At 45.9% G+C, this 19,134-nt stretch carries 17 protein-coding genes; 2 read left to right on the forward strand and 15 right to left on the reverse strand.

Annotation, left to right across the window (positions count from 1 at the left end):
- Nucleotides 1-395: 395 nt before the first annotated feature.
- The 8 genes from AC5V8P_RS04290 to AC5V8P_RS04325 all read right to left on the reverse strand — a co-directional run bounded on the left by AC5V8P_RS04290 (nt 396) and on the right by AC5V8P_RS04325 (nt 10,200).
- Nucleotides 396-2,045: a response regulator transcription factor gene (locus AC5V8P_RS04290; RefSeq protein ID WP_064797249.1), complete on the reverse strand. Its 1,650-nt coding sequence runs from the start codon at nt 2,043-2,045 to the stop codon at nt 396-398.
- Complete coding sequence (locus tag AC5V8P_RS04295; protein WP_064797250.1) at nt 2,038-3,828, reverse strand: cache domain-containing sensor histidine kinase; 1,791 nt, start codon at nt 3,826-3,828, stop codon at nt 2,038-2,040. The genes AC5V8P_RS04290 and AC5V8P_RS04295 overlap by 8 nt, the downstream gene beginning before the upstream one ends.
- A 165-nt stretch (nt 3,829-3,993) precedes the next feature.
- A complete protein-coding gene (def, locus tag AC5V8P_RS04300; RefSeq protein ID WP_063210337.1) occupies nt 3,994-4,572 on the reverse strand; it encodes a peptide deformylase in 579 nt (192 codons plus the stop codon).
- 286 nt (nt 4,573-4,858) lie between these two features.
- On the reverse strand, nt 4,859-5,833 hold the full coding sequence (locus AC5V8P_RS04305) for a polysaccharide pyruvyl transferase family protein (protein ID WP_063210335.1): 975 nt from the start codon (nt 5,831-5,833) through the stop codon (nt 4,859-4,861).
- The gene (locus AC5V8P_RS04310) at nt 5,808-7,187 is read right to left on the reverse strand and encodes a lipopolysaccharide biosynthesis protein (protein WP_063210334.1); all 1,380 of its coding nucleotides are present in this window, start codon (nt 7,185-7,187) and stop codon (nt 5,808-5,810) included. The genes AC5V8P_RS04305 and AC5V8P_RS04310 overlap by 26 nt, the downstream gene beginning before the upstream one ends.
- 73 nt (nt 7,188-7,260) lie before the next feature.
- Nucleotides 7,261-8,214 (reverse strand): glycosyltransferase family 2 protein, encoded by a 954-nt coding sequence (locus AC5V8P_RS04315; protein ID WP_064797251.1) that lies wholly within the window; start codon nt 8,212-8,214, stop codon nt 7,261-7,263.
- Nucleotides 8,215-8,253: 39 nt separating this feature from the next.
- Nucleotides 8,254-9,195, reverse strand: a complete 942-nt coding sequence (locus AC5V8P_RS04320) for a glycosyltransferase family 2 protein (RefSeq protein WP_063210330.1) — start codon at nt 9,193-9,195, stop codon at nt 8,254-8,256.
- A 204-nt stretch (nt 9,196-9,399) separates the two neighbouring features.
- Nucleotides 9,400-10,200, reverse strand: coding sequence for a DUF1836 domain-containing protein (locus AC5V8P_RS04325; RefSeq protein WP_064797252.1), 801 nt, complete (start codon nt 10,198-10,200; stop codon nt 9,400-9,402).
- 253 nt (nt 10,201-10,453) lie between these two features.
- Here AC5V8P_RS04325 and AC5V8P_RS04330 point away from each other — a divergent pair, with 253 nt between their 5' ends.
- Nucleotides 10,454-11,794: a hemolysin family protein gene (locus AC5V8P_RS04330; RefSeq protein ID WP_187360689.1), complete on the forward strand. Its 1,341-nt coding sequence runs from the start codon at nt 10,454-10,456 to the stop codon at nt 11,792-11,794.
- 126 nt (nt 11,795-11,920) lie between these two features.
- Nucleotides 11,921-12,718: an undecaprenyl-diphosphate phosphatase gene (bacA, locus tag AC5V8P_RS04335; RefSeq protein ID WP_081276837.1), complete on the forward strand. Its 798-nt coding sequence runs from the start codon at nt 11,921-11,923 to the stop codon at nt 12,716-12,718.
- A gap of 144 nt (nt 12,719-12,862) precedes the next feature.
- Here the strand turns inward: bacA and AC5V8P_RS04340 are convergent, their stop codons facing one another.
- From AC5V8P_RS04340 to AC5V8P_RS04370, 7 genes are all read right to left on the reverse strand, one after another.
- Nucleotides 12,863-13,189, reverse strand: a complete 327-nt coding sequence (locus AC5V8P_RS04340) for a thioredoxin family protein (RefSeq protein WP_063210325.1) — start codon at nt 13,187-13,189, stop codon at nt 12,863-12,865.
- Between the two features lie 197 nt (nt 13,190-13,386).
- Nucleotides 13,387-14,298 (reverse strand): aldo/keto reductase, encoded by a 912-nt coding sequence (locus AC5V8P_RS04345; RefSeq protein ID WP_064797254.1) that lies wholly within the window; start codon nt 14,296-14,298, stop codon nt 13,387-13,389.
- Between the two features lie 158 nt (nt 14,299-14,456).
- Nucleotides 14,457-15,200 (reverse strand): alpha/beta hydrolase, encoded by a 744-nt coding sequence (locus AC5V8P_RS04350; RefSeq protein ID WP_064797255.1) that lies wholly within the window; start codon nt 15,198-15,200, stop codon nt 14,457-14,459.
- Between the two features lie 33 nt (nt 15,201-15,233).
- Nucleotides 15,234-16,214: a siderophore ABC transporter substrate-binding protein gene (locus AC5V8P_RS04355; protein ID WP_064797256.1), complete on the reverse strand. Its 981-nt coding sequence runs from the start codon at nt 16,212-16,214 to the stop codon at nt 15,234-15,236.
- Nucleotides 16,215-16,226: 12 nt separating this feature from the next.
- Entirely contained in the window at nt 16,227-16,985 is a 759-nt protein-coding gene (locus AC5V8P_RS04360; protein ID WP_064797257.1) for an iron ABC transporter ATP-binding protein, read from the reverse strand.
- Nucleotides 16,979-17,929 (reverse strand): iron chelate uptake ABC transporter family permease subunit, encoded by a 951-nt coding sequence (locus tag AC5V8P_RS04365; protein WP_064797258.1) that lies wholly within the window; start codon nt 17,927-17,929, stop codon nt 16,979-16,981. The genes AC5V8P_RS04360 and AC5V8P_RS04365 overlap by 7 nt, the downstream gene beginning before the upstream one ends.
- Nucleotides 17,919-18,872: an ABC transporter permease gene (locus AC5V8P_RS04370; RefSeq protein WP_064797259.1), complete on the reverse strand. Its 954-nt coding sequence runs from the start codon at nt 18,870-18,872 to the stop codon at nt 17,919-17,921. Before AC5V8P_RS04370 ends, AC5V8P_RS04365 begins: the two co-directional genes overlap by 11 nt.
- Nucleotides 18,873-19,134 lie beyond the last annotated feature (262 nt).

Below are 19,134 nucleotides of genomic sequence, written 5' to 3' on the forward strand. Positions count from 1 at the left end.
TCCCTCTTCACTTCTTCTAACAGTGTTTTATAATGTATGTAATCTGAAGCTTTTTATATTTGTGATTGTATTCACATTCTTACATATGAAAACTTCACTTATTTGGGAAATAACTCTCACAGTTAACTTGCATAGTTGTCATCGCCCGGCTTCAGAATATCCCCATTATATAGAATTAATTTAAATGAAATAGAATCAAAAATGTGAACATCGTGTCAAAGTTGTGTCATAACGATGTCTTTTCTATGAAAACTACCTAAATCCCATAGTGAATGTGACTTTTTCTATTGATCCGCCCTTTTTCATCATATAAAAAAGTCTCTCTTACAGATATCGGAGAACATGCCTCCGGCCACTGCAAGAGAGACTTTATAATCTTAAATCTAGTAAAATAATCAACAGCCATCGGTTCCTCCGTTCTTTTGAACCTGATTACGGTAGGAGGACGGTGACATGCCAACATACTTTTTAAATTTACTATGAAAATAATCTGCATTTGCATATCCCACGCGTCCCGCCACTTGGTGTACCTTAATCCCCTTTGCAAGCAATTCCCTTGCTCGCTCAATCCTCACCTTATCCAGGTAGGCATTAAAGGCTTCGCCTGTATGACTTTTGAACAATTTGCCCAAATATCCACTATTGTAATTGAACATATCTGCCAGTAACTCCAGTCGCAAATTTTCATCATAATGACCATGTATAAAGTTAATCATTTGCTTCATGATGATCTCCTTGCCACCTGTGTCAGTCTGACCAATCCACTGCAATACATGTTCAAGCGAGTGATCCACCAGCTCCGCCAATGTTGAATAAGCATATACGTTGGTAATCAAGCTGGAATGGTCCTCCAGCACGGTTCGGCTATGCTCCTGTCCAGCTGCATATTTATTGAGTGCCAGTGTGAACGTCTGGGCGAATGCCGCCTTGATTGCAGATTCGGTACGATAAATCCGGGGAAATTGGACTTCCATTTCCTTAATGACACGGGTCGCGGCTTTACCGTTAGCCATATCCAGCGCATAGTACAGCTTTTCTGCATAACGTATGGGAGCATCCGAGGCTCGATCCGACGCTTCATCCATTTCAGCATGGACTGTCTCCCATTCATGCAGGTCACCGGGGAGTATGATTCTATCTGCCCGAAACAAAAACGCACGCTCCAACAATCGTAACGCCTGCTCAAAAGATCTGGGAATCTCGCCAAGGATGTCTACCGGAGCACCCGCAGCTCCATAAATTTCAGTTACCCACGGTTTTAGCTCCTGTCGCCATACAGCCAGCAGCTGAACAGCATCTTCCTCTGTTTTTAACATGGTGGGGAGCAGCAGGCCCGTATATATTCCAGCCTCAAACACAATACCTCTACCCTGTTCATGACACAATTCCGCTAGCCGCTGCTTGGCTGCGAGCTGTCGGGCTTGCCGATCCCAGTCAGGTATACGCATATCCAGCAGAACCACCTGATAGCTGCTCCAGTCCAATGCGGGTAACGCTGGCTGTTGTCCGTATTTTCCACCTCCGCTTTGGTGTTCAGCTTGCCCGGATGCACTTTGGCTGGGTTCTACCGTATCACGAGCGTGTTCTCCATGAACCGGAAACAACAGTGCTTCGATCCAATCGCGCTCATACGAAGACGGACTCCCCCACTTTCCATCTCCCTTTTCATTCTCAATGTTTTGCCGTACCCGTTTCAGCTCTAACGTCATGTCTTCCTCATCCACGGGCTTCAATAGATAACCATCCACCCCGAATCCCATGGCTTGCCTTGCATAATCAAAGTCTGCATATCCGCTCAAAATCAGGAAGTGAAACGGCTCCCCGTTCATTTGACGTATGTTTTGTATCACCTCCAGTCCGCTCATCCCAGGCATACGAATATCTACAATGACCAGTTCCGGTCGATGTTCTCCGAACTTCTCCAGCGCCTCGCGCCCGTTCCCTGCCGTATCGACAATGTGAAAGCCACAATCCCCCCAGTCAATAATGGAAGACAATCCTTCACGAATCGCAGGCTCATCATCTACAATCATCGCTTTATACATTCGATGCTTCCTCCCTTGGTATGGAAAAGTATACGGATGTTCCTACTTGTAATGCGCTTTCAATATGCAGACCATAACGTTCGCCATACATCAATGTCAGACGTTGATGTACATTACGCAGACCGATACTGCTCCCTTCCGGCTCCTCCGTACCTGTAATCCGAGCCAATAGACGGGTCAGTTGCTCGGCTTCCATGCCAATTCCATTATCAGCAACTTTAATTTGCAGCTCTCTTCGTTCTATCGTGATATCTACCTTCACGGTAACGGGCTCTTCCTTATTTTCCAGGCCATGAATGACTGCATTTTCCACCAGCGGTTGTATAATTAAGGGAGGAATCGACATGTCCTTCGCGCTTTCCTCCAAATTCACTTCATAGATCAAACGATTTCCAAACCTGAACTGCTGAATCTGCAAATAGGATCGCACCATATCCAGCTCCTGTAATACGGTTGTTTTACCACTACCAATTTCCAGATTCCTGCGCATCAGTCTGCCCAGCAAACGGACCGTCGTTGCAATCTCCGCTTCTCCATTCAGATGTGCTTTCATTCGGATAGATTCTAACGCATTAAACAGAAAGTGCGGATTAATTTGGCTTGCCATCATTTTTAGCTTGATATCCTTTTGCGCCAATTCAAGCTTGTTGTTGTGCTCACTCGTCTCATAGACCTGGGCCATAAGCTGGCGGATACTACTCACCATGTAGTTGAAACGGCGGGATAAATCACCGATCTCATCCTTTCCCTCCACACTTGATACCACATGAAAATCACCCGCAGCTACCTTACCCAGCTCATAGCTCAGCCGCTGAAGCCGTTTGGTAATAAGCCAGGAAATGATGGTAATGAGAATCAACGCCATGATCAGTACCGCTAGAACACATAATGCACCGATCAGGCTGACCCGGTTCGCCCCCTGCACGATATGTTCTGTCGAAAACACCGAAATAATTGTAAATCCGCTTACACTTGAAGTTGGCAGCAGCTCATCCACAATAATATTTGAGGGCGTCCCGTTGACTTTTGCTTCATATATACCCTTACCTGCACGCTGGACATCAAAGCCTAAATGTAAATCGGTCAACGTCTGACCTACCGACTGCGGATGGGTAGCTGCGACTACTATCCCGTTATGATCTGCAATCAATGTTTCAAAGGGCTCCTTGCTCAGCATATAATTCAACTCGGTCTGACTCAGCGCAATCATCAGGACTCCCTTGGAATTGTATTCGGGAAATGGAATTTGTCGTACCAGACTGAGGCGATTGACCGGGTTATCCTCCTTATCCTGAATGTAAAACCAGTTAATCGCCGTACCCTTCAAAGCCGCCTGGAACCACGGCTGCCGCTCAATGTTGGAGTCTACAGGAATAAACTCCAGATTATTAACTATGGTCGGATTGTACGAATAGAACCGAATGGTAGCAACCTCTCTATATTGCTGGGTGTATTCATTAAAATCCTTGTATTGATGGTACGCATTCATAAGCTCCACCATGCCGGAATAACGATGGTTTGCTATTTCCCTCAGCCTTTTATCGAACATGAGCCCATTTGAAATATCCGTTGGTACCCGCAATAAATTTGCCGTCTGACTCTTAATTTTCTCCACATTATTTACCGTCTGGGCAATCGCACTGTCCAGTGCCTGCGCTCGCAAATAAAAAGTAACGCAGCCGCCAACCACCAGCACGGGAATCATGACAATCAGTACGTAGGAGAAAAGCAGCTTATTCCGCATACGCATATTATTCATCAGATGCCGTACTCCACGATACATGCCATCCCTCCCACAAGATAAGCGCTTACATTTTATTCGTTCTCAATAGCCTTTATCACGGCTTACATGTTTTCAATTTTAAAGCTTCACCACATTTAGTTCCATGTTTTCTTGCAAAATAAAAAGGTGGTGAACGGAGTCACCACACTTTACAGACACGAACGATTAACGTACACAAGGTTCGATATGCACTCCCTGTGGCAGCTTATGCGGATCTTCCGGGTTGATACGGTCATAGAACATAATCCCATCCAGATGGTCCATTTCATGCTGTACTACAATCGCTGCATAGCCCTTAAACGTTAACAGTTCCTGAGTTCCGTCCGGTAAAATGGCCTTGATGCGAATCTTCTCGTACCGAGGGACATAACCGGGAATGTACCGATCTACAGACAGGCATCCTTCGCCCTGCTCCAAATAAATCATGGATGTAGAGTGGCTGACCAGCTTTGGATTAAACAGAGCATATTCTACCGTCTGGTCTCCATCTTCATAGTAGATAGCACACATTCTTTTATTTAACCCAACCTGGTTGGCAGATAGCCCTACGCCCGGGCGCAAATCATAGCGGGTGGCCAGCTCTTCATTTTGGCTATTTTTCAGATAATCCAACATCCACTGCATCTGTTGAAGATCCTCTTCAGACAGCGGCAGACATACCGGATCAACCTTTGTGCGCAAAATCGGCTCCCCTTCACGCACAATATCCTTCGTGAGAAGCATGTCTATCGATTGATTGCTCATTCGTCAGCCTCGATTCATTTAAATAAATATACGATCATGTGATGTACAGCAAAAACCGGAGAATTCCCCGCTTTTCTGCAAGTTTTATCCCATAAATTATATCTATTCATGAAATGAATTGTCAAAATAGAGCGATAATATCCTCTCTTATATATTAAGTCATTAAATATTCATTGGCTTAATTGTTTATCTAATTAATTCATATGAATGCTTTATGTAGCAGTGAACCAAAAACCTCCTAAACCAATGAAGTGTTCAGGAGGTCGTTAGATAGCTTTTCTTACGATTAAGACGGCTGCTCTAGTACATCAGGGGTTTCACTGAACAGCTTCGCCTTCGGATTCGGCTGTGTCCAGGTATTATAATATTGCGAATTCTTGCCGTAAGAGTTATCGATGACAACATGCGGCATATCAAGCAGACAAGCCAGAATGTGACCATGCAGCCGTGAAGTGCGAACCTCGCGGTAAGAACTGAACAGTGTAACCGCCTTGTTCATAAGATGGTCAGTGTACTTGTACCAGAATGTACGCGTAGGCAAAGGGCCACCGATTTTTTTATTCAGACGGTAAAACTTTTGGAAATAGACGATCCCCTTCACTTCCAGCGGAGTGAATAAAGTATCCCAGTCCAGACGGTGAGAGACATCTGCCTCGTCATCGAATTTCTTTTGTTCCCCTACCGTTTCAATATCCGTACGCAGGAAGTACAATACGTCCTTCACGGTTTCTGTTGTCGGTTTCAACGGCCAGAGCTGGTGCGCCATATCAGGACATAATGTGATGCTGCACTGGTTCAGTTTATCTTTAGCCCACTGATAAGAGCGTGTATCCCGCACAAACATATGTAGATCCGGGTGCGCATTAAACAAGGCCGCCACCTCATTAGCCTTCTGTTCAGACTGGAAGTGGATTGTCTGCGGCATGATTACAATTCGGTGGTTAGGAAAATCACGAACAATGCGTTCCCGCAAATTTTGGTGATTTGCATATAAATCACCGAAGTTGCCCCCGCCGTGACACACGATAATCCAGTCGCTTGGAATATGAAGCTGATCGGGTATATCCATGGCGCTATAACGGGCACGGACACGAATACCATTATCCTTGAAGAACGCTTCGGTGCCTTTCATGATCAGTACGTCCCCACCGTTATTATAGACGGGATAATCGACATAAATAATGTTCGAACCTTGAGGGACTACGTCGAGAATGACGCTCAGCTTATTTTTCAGTTTAGCCATGGGATGCGAATTCGGCATCTTTCAGTTCTCCCTTCCTGCGCTTCTTTTGTATAATCTGCAAGACAAATGTAATATCACTTTTATCAAAAATGATCCGAGATAACGGAACATTGAAAAACATCGGGAACGAGAACAGCGAGAACGCCAACCGTACACAAGCACCTACAAGCAAAGCAATAGCAATGCCGTCCAGACCGAAGATCGGTGTACAAATGAAAAACAGACCCACGGTGATTGCATAGGCTACAATTTGCCGGAACAGTACCAATCCCGGACGACCAAGTGCGTTAAAGGCTGAAGCCAGAATCCAGGAGCCGCCACCAATAATACATTCGAGCGACAGCAGGTAGAACGTTAGCGATGCTTCCAGAAAAGCGGGACCATACAGCAAACCCAGCATGTATCGGCCAATGAAAAGAGCCGGTACAATGACGATTAGCATCGCGCCCATGGAGATGCGAAAAGCACGCCCCACCGTTTCGACAATCTTGCTGTGCTCCATTCCCGTTACCTTGGGAAAGGTAACATTAGTGACGGCATTTTGCACCACATTGAACACTCGGGACAAGGCATAGACAACGGAGTATAGACCGAACGCTTTGGGTGACAACAGCGCCACAATGACGATTTTGTCCGTCTGAGTGGACAGCGTCCCCATCAACTCCATCCCATACACCCGCGCTCCATAGCTATAATAGGGGCGCAGCACTTGGCGGCTGGTCAACGGACGAAATGTGCGCAAATTCATATGCTTGCGCAAACGGAGGAACGCCCACACGAGCGCAAGGAAACTCGCGGCAAAATTCACTATTCCCGCCAGCTGCACATTGAGTAAGCCCATCAGCCACAGGGTCACTAGACCAATAAAATTCAGTAATGGATAGTAAAACAGCAGGCCGTTATATACGCTAAACCGATCCAATCCTTGCGACAATGCCGTCGTGAGTGCTGTCAGCACGGCTAGCGGTACTGCTGCCGCACAATAAATCTGCGATAGTTGGATGATGTCTGCACCATAGCCATTCAGCCACAACGGCATGCATATCCAGGCCACCGCTCCCGCCAGCAAACTGGCAGGCAACTGAATCCAGAGCGACAACGCCAGCAGTTCTTCCGTCGTGCCTGTTTTTTTCTTAAGGTTATAAATTAACGAGGTTGGCAAACCGAAGCTCAATACACTGCCGATCAGTGTAGGCCAGAACAGAACAGCCGCCAGTTCACCTTTCCCCTCTACTCCGAGCATACGTGCGGTCAGGATGGAAGTCAGGGTCGTGACGATTAGCACAAAGAAATTGTTAAAGCTCGTGCGCATGATCGTTTTGGCGAGACTGTCACCCGTGAATACTTTCCTTGCTGCTGTCCATGTGCTCATGTTACGTCCAACTCCTGTTCCTTATTAAGCCTCTCGTCTCTATGCTCACATCGCGTCTTTTGACGCACCTCCATCAGCCTACCGTTTTTTTGGAATTACGTTCAGGCAGCTGTCCTCCGCCAACAGGCTCCTTCGCACTTGAGAAGATCTCTTTCAGTGCTCTTCTATAGCCTTGAATGGCTTTATGATTTTTTTTGGGCTTTTCCCTCAAAATCTGATACATCGTCGTCCAATATAAGGCTGCATAACCGATCGGCCCGGCCCCCTCGTCGCGAAGTAGATGAATATGATTCATCACGCGCATATAAGTCACCTGCTCCATATTGTCGCGCGAGGACGGCGATTCGTGATGAAGCAGCGTAAGAGCTGGATTTATATACAATGGACCGCTTTTCATGGCGATACGGGAAAGTAGTAGATCCTCGCCGACGCTATAGCTTTGCAACCAGGGTACCGGCTCCAGACTTAAAATTGCTTCACGACGGAATGACATATTACAGCCATGAAAAAACTGGGTCTTAAACGTCTTCTTGGCCTTATGCCAGTTGTACATTGAGCCGGACTGACCACTGAGGGACAATCTCCCTTTGGACAAGGATTGCTGGAATGAGAGCAAGCAGCGAATAGTACCCATGAAGCTGTTGCTCATTCCCTGTGCTATACCGCCGACACCAGCCGCCTGCGGATATGCTTCATAGGTGCGCATTAACTCATTCAAGTAGTTGCTCGGCAGCTCCACATCATCGTCAAGGAACAAAATGATGTCACTTTGTGCAAGCTCCACCGTTTTTACACGTGATAGCCATAATCCAGGCTGCTCCTTACGGTGATATCGGTAGGCAATTCCTGCTCTGCCCAACTGACGTTCATAACGTTCCAGCACATGCTTTGGCAAATCTCCGTCATCAATAATCCACAGCTCGGTTTCACATGCTTCCGGTGCTCCCCCCATGGCAATGGAATTAATGCATCGGGTCAGATCGTCAACCCGATTGCGGGTGCACAGAGCAATGGACAAGCTTAACATCATACTCCCCCTTTATCCTGTCAATGTGTATAAAGCGGATTACTGAACCGCCGGGCCTAAATATTCGTTATATTTTTGCTTTCGCGGGTTCAGAATGAACAACACCCCCTGCTTGTATCCATCTGCTGCGTTAAAATTACGGCGCAGCGTTTCTTTGAGCATCAAGTAGGTTAAGGTCCATAAAAGAGCTCCATACTGGATAAATCCCGCCTTTTTCAGGGCAAGAAAATAATAGTGGTTAATCGCTGTTGCCTTGGCTACTCTGCCCGCCTTATCGCGCGAGCTTGGAGACTCGTGATGGATGATTTTTAAGTCGGGATTGATCACGAGTTTGCCGTAACGACTCGCTAACTGGCACATATACAAGTCGTCAGCCACGGCATAGCTGGTCATCCACGGATAGGGCTTCATGTCCCGAAGCGCATCCCTCCGAAATGACATATTGCAGCCATGGAAAAATTCAGTGTCAAAAGTCTCGGTTGCTTCACCCCAACGCAGCAACGACCCCGCCAGACTACTGGGCGAGAGCTTGCCGAGGGAAGAAGACATCTGAAAAGTCAAAACGCCCAGCAGCTTTCCTGCCCGGCTCGAATGTAGTCCCTTTGCAATCCCTCCAACACCTACAATCGTTTCATCCTGTTCGTAGGTATCGAGCAAGCGCCGGATATAGAGTTTATCGTCCAGTTCAGCATCATCGTCAAAATACAGCACTATATCATATCTCACAAGAGACAAGGCCTCATAGCGGGATAACCAAACGCCGGGACGACTTTTTTTATAATATTTCAGAACGCCTTGAGGCAATCCGGATACCAAGTGACGGTACTGTTCAATCTGTTGGTCGGAAATATCGCCGTCATCAACAATCAGCAGTTCTACAGCCGTATGCTCCAATTGCTGCTGTACAGCAATAGATTGTATACAGCGTGTCAGGTCTTCGATCCGGTTGCGGGTACAAATGATGATGGAGACATCGGACATGCCATTACCTCCTGTATGTGTATCCAGGTGCTTTGGAAGAGATATTCAAAGTTTTTCCAATTGCTGGATTATATATGTTTATTGTATCTTTGACAGCGTTTGAGTGTATATACCTCTTTTGTATACTTTTTCAGTCTCCAAAAGGGTAGACAATCCTTAAAAAAGAGCAAAAAAATAGGATCGGCTTCTTGCGCCAATCCTGATCTACTCTTGAAAATCCAAAAACAAAGTCGCGTTCACATACCGACGTGCCATGGACAAAAAATAACTATTTTGTACCGATACCGCTGCCACCAGTAATGTATTACGCACTGCTTCACACTGGTTAGGGGTCAAATGCTGTAAACGACGGGTATATTGATCTGCGGCCTGAATCAGCAGCTCTTCTGTCGCAGCTTCCTGACGCTGCTGTCCTGTAGCAGAATTTCCGTTGTCTTTTGCATACCCTGTTCCTGCTACATCAAGCAGCTGGTCTCCGTTCGCATCCAGTTCTTCAAATAAAGTTGAATATGCAGCGTACAGATCGACCGGCTGAATCAGATCATCCGTATCATCTTCGGGCTGTTGGAACAGGATATGAAATAGCTGACGGATGGATTCAAAATCCAGACATGATTTTAAATCTTCCACGATGAGCAATATGGCAGCCTGGTTGACTGAGTATTTTTTGCCGATCTTCGGAGCACCGAGGAACTCCTTGAAATCACGTTTGACCCAATTTTGCATAGAGGCCAGTGAGACATGACTATATTCAACCAGTTGACCTAGAGAAACGATCTCCTGCAGCGAAAAGGCTGCGCTGTGCTTGCCCTTGATGATTTTATCCAGCACAGGTGTCACCTCGGTGTACAAAAATGTCGGCATCGTGCTGCCGGAACGGGCAAGATGGCTATGAGTGCGCCTCCAGGCGTCCTGAAGAACGGCTAAAGGCTGCAATTCACTGCGACCTTCCATGGCCAGCAGCAAATGGGCCATATCACGGCGAGTGAGGGTAAAAGACTCCATCTGCTTTCCTCCCTTTGGTACATTTCAAGTTCATTTGAACTCATCATACGCCCTTAAACTAGGCTTGTAAAGTGAAGCAATGAGCCGTGCGGATTCTATTAAGCCTTATTTTTCGTGCAAATTAGAGGTAGGTGACCTGCTACGGTTCCATATGAACCTTGTATATTTTCTTTTAAGTTCTTAAAATAAGTTCAAGTGAACTCAAAATAGAGTTTCTTAAAAATTGAACGAAAAAGGGATGAGTGAAAATTATATGGGTATAGGTGTCAGTCTATTTTTGTTTGCGGTGTTGATTTTATTTAGTGCTTTCTTCGTGGCTACCGAGTTTGCGATTATTAAAATCCGTTCCAGCCGGGTCGATCAGCTGGTGGTGGAGAACCGTAAAAACGCACTGGCGTTACAAAAAGTCGTCAATAATCTGGACGGCTACCTGTCCGCCTGTCAGCTTGGTATTACGATTACAGCGTTAGGACTCGGCTGGCTCGGTGAACCAACTGTAGTCAAATTGCTGGAGCCTCTCTTTCAACAGCTCAACATCAATGGGGAGTTTTCACATATCCTGGCCTTTATTATTTCATTTGTCATTGTAACTTACTTGCACGTGGTAATTGGGGAATTGGCTCCCAAAACCTTGGCGATTCGCAAGGCGGAAGCTGTCAGCCTGTTAGCCTCTCCAGCCATCGTGTGGTTTAACCGAGTTATGTATCCGTTTATTTGGCTCCTTAACGGCTCGGCCAACCGCCTGGTTCGTCTGTTTGGTCTTCAACCGGCTAGTGAGCATGAAGAAGCGCACTCTCAGGAAGAAATTCAGATCATTTTGTCCGAAAGCGTGGAAAGTGGTAAGATCAATAACACCGAATATGGCTACGTAAATCGTATCTTCGCTTTTGACGAGACCGTCGCCAAAGAAATTATGGTGCCACGTACAGATATGGTATGCTTGTTTACGAATCGCTCGCTCAAAGAAAACATGCAGACTATTCACGAAGAACAGTATACCCGTTTTCCGGTAGCGACAGACAGCAAGGATCAGATCATTGGTATGATTAATACCAAGCAGCTATTCCTTGAGTATGATCGCAATCCCGAGCTTGATTTTGATAGCCTGATTCAACCGATCTTGACCGTGCCGGAAGTTATTCCCGTCAACACGCTGCTGAAACGTATGCAGAAGGAGCAGGTTCATATTGCTCTTCTGGTCGATGAATATGGTGGAACCTCTGGTCTGATTACCATTGAGGACATTTTGGAGGAGATTGTTGGCGAAATCCGGGACGAGTTTGATAAGGATGAACGGAAGGAAATCGAGAAACTGACGGAGAACAGTTATTTGATGGATGGTAAAGTAATGCTTTCTGATCTGAGTGATCTGACGGGCTTGACATTGGACGATGAAGACGTGGATACTGTCGGAGGGTGGGTGTATAGCCGGGTTCCGGAACCAAGACAGGGCAAGGAATTCATAGAAGATGATGTGAAATTTATCATTCGTGAAATGGGTAAAAATCGTATTCGTCGGGTGGAAATTATCTTGCACCACAAATCCCCGATCTCGGACATGAATACGGAATCGGACACTTCTTCCCAGGAGTGAACCTTTGTAACCACAGCGACCAGCTTTTGGACTTGACACTTGCGTTCACTCCTACTGAAATGACATATTTTAGGGCAAACGACTCAGGTTGTTTGCCCTACATGCGTGTAAGGAGGAGCTAGTAAATTGGATATTTTATCATCTATTATTATGGGAATTATTGAAGGGCTGACAGAATTTTTGCCGGTCTCTTCGACGGGTCACATGATCCTCACGGCCGATCTTCTAGGATTGAACACAGAGAATGATACGGTCAAAACATTTGAGGTTATCGTACAGTTAGGTGCTGTACTGGCGGTCGTTGTTTTATACTGGCGCAGATTCCTCAGCTTGTTTGATTTCAGACGCAAAGTCTCAAGCCAGCCGCGTCTAAACCTGCTGCACATTATTTTAGCCATGATCCCTGCGGGGTTAATTGGCGTACTGTTCCGTGATGTGATCAAGCAATACCTGTTTGGTCCTGAAACGGTTTTGTACAGTTTGGTCATCGGGGGCTTGCTCATGATCGCGGCTGAAAAATTCCATCCGCCTATCAGATCACATACATTGGATGAGATCACATACAAACAAGCATTTACCATCGGTGTATTCCAAGTCCTAGCTCTGTGGCCAGGCTTCTCCCGTTCAGGCTCAACTATGTCTGGGGGCCTATTCGCACGTGTCAGTCATACGGCAGCCGCAGAATTTACATTTCTCGTCTCCGTTCCGGTCATGCTGGGTGCATCGGGTATTGATATGATTAAAAGTATGGATCATCTGTCTATGAGTGATTTTCCGGTGTTCGCAGCAGGCTTTATTACTTCCTTTATCGTCGGGATGCTGGCGATCAAAACGTTCCTCGGTCTGCTCAAACGTTTGAGCTTGACTACGTTTGCCATCTATCGCTTCGTGCTGGCAGCTGTGTTCTTTTTCATTATTTTGTAAGCTATCATTTGTTATTTCATAACCAAAAAGGGATATCCGCATGGCATGAATCACTGCCCACGGGTATCCCTTTTTCGATTATACTGAAATCATATTTTATTGAAATGATCCCTATCATCCCATCGTTGTAACCCTGCGTGCTGATTATTGCTTGGATTCCAACGTGGTCAAATATTCCGAAACTTGAGCTGGCGTTTTGGCGTATTTGCTGTGCAAATGAGCAATTTTCTCGCCATTACGGAACACGAGCAGACTCGGAATGCCACGTACTTGATTTTCTTCGGCAATCGGCTGGAACTTCTCGGCATCCAGCGCAAAGAAACGCTTATCTGCGTTTTCCTGTATAATGCCATCCATAAATTTATCCAGTGTCTTGCAGTCTGGACACCAGGTTGTATCAAATTTTACAACGGTCAAGCCGTCACTATTAATCAAATCCTGATATTGCTGTTCAGATTCGATGCGTTCCATTCATTGGTCCCTCCTAGAGTAAAATTATGAACATCTCCATTCCAAATGATGGTACAAAAAATGGAGTTCATTCTTATATTGTAATGTTTCTTTTATATATTGCAACTATAGTGAGTACACGTTTAACAGATTTTCCGTTCTAAAGGTAAAGATAACGCGGGGAGAACCAATCGCTCCATCTTCTGTAAATATTCGGATCAGCGGTATTGCGCATCATAACGATTGGCTCGGCTGATTTGCTGTAGCGCCTCTCGCTCGTGCCCAGTTAGCGGTGCAATACCTGCTGCAGAAATATTATGCTCCAATTGTGCCAAAGAGCTTGCACCCGGGATCACAGACGCGACAGCCGGATGAGAAAGACTATAACGGATCGCTGTCTGCTCCATACTACGGTCCGATCCTGCAAATGCCTTTAATTGTTTACGCACGTCCAGCAGCTCCGCTTCTTTATAGTCCAGGTATCCCTTGGCCGCCTTTTCTTCTCCCTTGTCGGCCAATACACCGCTCGCCACAGGTCCACGTGCAATCACGCTAACCCCCCGCTCCTGAAGCAAAGACAATACTTCTTCCTCTGCACGCCGATCCAGCAAACTATACTGATTCATAACACTAATGATATTCGAGCGTTCCACATATTCACGGATGACATGCGGGCGAATGGAGGAAATGCCATAGTAACGGATAACGCCCTCCTGCTGCAGTTGTTCGAAAGCCTCAATGGTTTCATCTATCGGATCGTTAATTGTCCCTCCATGCAACTGATATAGGTCGATATAGTCCGTTCCTAGGCGGCGCATACTTTCTTTAACAGCTGACAAGATATATTTCTTGGACGGGTCCCATTCCCAGCCTTCCTGCCCCGGTATACGCCGATTACCAACCTTGGTCGCCAGGATAACATCCTGCCGCCGTCCACGGATTGCTGCTCCCACAATTTCTTCATTGCGTCCATGCTGGTACAAATCGGCCGTATCCAACAGATTTACGCCTTTATCCAACGCTTCATGAATCAAGTAAACGGCTTGCTGCTCCTCTGTACCGACCGACATACATCCCAGGCCAATCTCACCTACCAGCAAATCCGAAGCTCCCAGGCGGTTTTTTTTCATGGTTGTCTCCCCTCACTTCCATAACGTATAACTTAAAATTTTTAACATTTCTCTATTATACGAAAAATACGCACAAAAAAAACAACCCCAAAGACATAGAGACTCTACGCTCTCCAATTCTTTGAAGTTGTCGTATGAAATTCGTATTCCCTTTTGTGCTATCCGAACAGCCACTGTATGGCCTTAGGAAACCGACGCTGAAAACAATCCACACGATGCACCGCATCTTGATCCAGCTCAAGCAGCACATCTTGGGTATCCAATCCCTGTGTCAGCAGCATCTCGTGTGCCTGGAGGGTCAACGGAACCATGTCTTTTTGCACACTCGTCTTCCCTTCGCCTTCACGGGTCCCGACAGAGATATATACACGATGTGTCCCAGCCTTTACAGTGGCAAATGATGCGGATTGCATATAATCGATCATACCCGGAAACCAATACGAGCCCGAAATCGAACCAATGCGTCCAAAGATATGCGGATACTGGAAGGCTGCATACATGGAAATCAGTCCGCCCAACGATGCGCCGATCATCCCGGTATGCTCCATCCCAGTTTGCACTGGATATTTCGCCTCGACGTATGGCATTACTTTTGTAACCACAAACGCCAGATAGGCATCTCCACCACCACCAAAGGCAGGTCTTCCCTCTACTAGAGCAGTTGCCTTCCAAGGCGTATAATCATCCAGTCGATTTATAGGCTGAATGCCAACCAATATTACACGGGGCAGCTCTCCCGTAGAAAAACCTCGTTCCAGCTCATCCAACCCGCTTAGAAATAAAGAGCTGCCATCCTGCACATACAGTACAGGATACAGCTCATTATGGTTCACGGAAACGGGAGGTGTATAGACGTGCACAAGATACCCATCTAATGAAAATTCATCTACATGACCTTTCATCCTACGCAGTCCTCCATGATGTGAATGTAGGCATTACAGTGCAGCATCTATTTCCTTGATCATTTCAGATACGGATTCCAGCCCGTTACCTGACAGGTACCAGTAGTTAGGATCCAGGTATACAATATGACCATTTTTATATGCATTGGTTTTCTTCACTAGTTCGTTCTCCATGGTTTGTTTACCTGTAACCTGTTCCTTGCCTTCCTTAACCACAACAGCCCCACGGTCAACGACAAAAATATAATCCGGATTTTTTTGCTGTACATATTCAAAAGAAACCTTTTGTCCATGCGTGGACACTTTAATGTCAGGATCTACAGGAGTTACGCCAAAAGCATCATGAATGATACCGAAGCGGGATTGTGAGCCATATGCGCTCAAGCTTCCTTCGTTCGTCAGTACGATCAAGCCTTTAGCCTTGCTCGCTACAGCCTTGTCATGCACAGCCTTGATGGAGCTATCAATCGCAGCTAGTTCCTGTTTGGCAGCATCCTCTTTGTTGAAGATTTGCCCCAACGTTTCCACGTTCTTTTTAAAGGAATTGATGTAATCCTTGGTGTCTACAGCCATCGAAATAGTAGGTGCAATTTTGCTCAACTCTTTATAGGCATCCGCTTGTCTGCCACCGATGATGATCAGTTCAGGAGACAGATCACTGATTTTCTCATAATCCGGTTCAAACAGCGTACCTGCACTTGCATATTTGGAATCTTTATATTTGCTCAAATATGTAGGAAGATCCTGCTGCGCTACCGCCGCAACGTCTACGCCCAGCTTGTCCAACGTATCCAGTGAACCAAAATCAAATACAACAACATTTTTTGGGTTAACTTTGACTTGAACCGGGTTTTCATCGAGTGCATGTTTGACCGAGATGGTTTTGGATTCAGTGGTTGCAGTCGAGGAGCCATCACCTGTCGCTTCCGGTGTTACCGAAGCCGCTTTACCACACGCCGACACGATCAGCACCAGTGCAAGCATCAGCGTTAAAAACATCATATTTTTCTTCATTCTACATTCCCCCTAAGTGAAATACACACAAATTTTATGATCACCGATCTGTTGAATCGGAATATCCATATCGTACAATTCCTTTAATAACTGGCTATCGATCATCTCGTCAGCCGTTCCTTGTTTCAGCAATCTGCCATCCTTCATCCCCACAATATAGTCTGAATAGCAGGAGGCAAAATTAATGTCGTGCAACACGACCAGAATCGTTTTGCCGAGATCATCCACCAAACCGCGCAACGTCTTCATAATCTGAACCGAATGCTTCATATCCAAATTGTTCAGCGGCTCATCCAGCAGAATGTATTCGGTGTCCTGAGCCAAAATCATGGCAATAAAAGCCCGTTGCCGCTGTCCCCCACTAAGCAAATCAATATGCTTGTCTTTCATATCCTCCAGCCCCATGTAGGCCATAGACTGCTCCACCATTTTGCGATCCTCACTGTTCAATCTGCCCTTGGAATACGGAAAACGGCCGAAGCTGACTAGTTCCTTCACGGTTAAGCGAATATTGACATCGTTCGTCTGTTTTAAAATCGATATCTTCCGGGCTAGCTCCTCACTTTTCGTCAGGCTCACGGCCTGCCCGTCAATGAGGATTTCTCCCTCATCACTGTCAGTCAGGCGACTGATCATCGACAACAAGGTGCTTTTTCCAGCGCCGTTAGGTCCAATAAAGGAGGTAATGGTTCCTTTAGGTACAGTGACAGATACCTGATCCACCACATTTTTATTCCCGTAGCGTTTGGATACGTTTTTGACTTCTACCATGACTTATTCTCCCGCAGCAAAAGGTACAGGAAGTACACCCCCCCGATAAAGTTAATAATGACACTGACTGTTGTCGATAAGTCGAATACTCTTTCTGCCAGCAGTTGGCATCCTGCCAACGCAATAACACTGACACAGATAGAGGCCGGAATAATATAACGATGCTGATAGGTTTTCATCACCTGATAAGCCACATTGGCCACAATTAATCCGAGAAACGTAATCGGCCCGACAAGCGCTGTAGAAATGGAAATGAGAATCGCTACGATAATTAGCAGCCTTTTGATAATAAAACCATAAGGGAGACCTAAATTAATCGCATGCTCTCGTCCGAGCGACAGCACGTCCAGATACTTGATGAATCTCCACGCATAAGCAAATACGAGCACAAGCACGAATACAGAAAGCCATAACAGTTCGGTGTTTACATTACTAAAGCTGGCAAAGCTCTTGTCCTGGATTTTCGCAAATTCGTTCGGATCAATCAGTACCTCCATAAAGGTAGACAGACTGTTGAATAGTGTGCCGAATACCAGACCAATCAGCAAAAGTACATAAATCCCGCGTCCATCTTTGCGGAAAATTAATTTGTATAGCAGTCCTGCGAACAGCACCATCAGCCCCACCGACAGCAAGAAGTTTAATTCTTTGCTGGTCGAAATCAACGGGACGGAGCCAAATGCAAAAATAATCGTCGTCTGAATCAGCATATACAGTGAATCCAGCCCGATAATACCCGGAGTCAAAATCTTATTATTCGTGACCGTTTGGAAAATAACGGTTGCAAATGCAATGGAGCCACCTGTCAAAATGAAGGCTGCGACCTTCTTCAATCGTCGTGGCAGCGCGTAATGCCAGGTGTGCGGAAGATCGATAAACACAAAAGCAGCAATCAACACAAGCGCAGCAGCAGCTAATATTCCGATTTTTAATTTAGGATTCATAAGCCCTTCTCCTCAGCAGCAAATACAAGAACAACGCGCTCCCGATCACACCCACCGTAAGCCCTACAGAAATTTCATACGGATAAATGATCACCCGTCCCAAAATATCGCAAAACAACACAAACACCGCGCCCAAAATCGCTGTATGAGCCAGGCTTTTTTTCAGATTATCCCCCATATACATACTGACCAGATTGGGTACAACCAGCCCCAAAAAGGGAATTGTCCCGACAGTTAAGATGACCACAGAGGACACCAAAGCCACGATCACCAAACCCACATTGACGGTGCGCTTGTAATGTACGCCCAAATTGGCCGCAAAATCCTCACCCATCCCTGCAATTGTAAAACGATTCGCATATATGTACGCCAACGCGACCAAAGGCACACTAAGATACAACATCTCATAGCGACCACTCATGATGAGAGAAAAATCTCCCTGCATCCACGAGGAAATGCCCTGGATCAGATTATATTTGTAGGCAAAAAAAGTCGTCACCGAATTTAAAATACCTCCAAACATCAAGCCGACAAGCGGGATAAATACCGGGTCCTTGAACCGGATTTTATCCAGTATCTTCATGAAAATCAGCGTTCCCCCTAAAGCAAATCCAAAAGCCGTCAACATCTTCGTCCAAAATCCCGCTGCTCCAAACACCATAATGGCCATCAGCACACCCAATCGTGCCGCATCCATCGTCCCTGCGATGGTAGGCGAAACAAACCGATTCCGGGTAAGCTGCTGCATGATCAATCCACAGATACTCATACTCGCCCCTGCGATCATAATGCTGATCAAACGTGGGAGCCTGCTAATCAGGAGCACCTGTGCTTGATCGTTGGTTAAGTGGAACAAATCAAGTGGAGTTACATTATGAACACCGATAAACACCGAGGCGAAGGCCAGTACGAGAAAAGCCAGTATTAAATAGCGCAATTTCATTTCTAACTAAGGGAGCCTGTCCAATAACCTGTACCAAGCTTCGGCCCTGTCCTCCCCTCCAATAATGATAATCATTATCAAAACAACTAGGATAAATTATAGCAGTGATATTGTATCTGTCAAATTTTTTGCATTGAATAACCGTCAAAAAAGATGCTAGCAAAAACTGAATAGTCTGAAGAGCGAATGAGCAAATAAGAGCAATATCCTGTAAAATAGAGATGGAAGATTTAGGGTCCCCCTTTTTTTATTTTTACTGTAA

This window comes from Paenibacillus sp. N119s, from assembly GCF_059447605.1.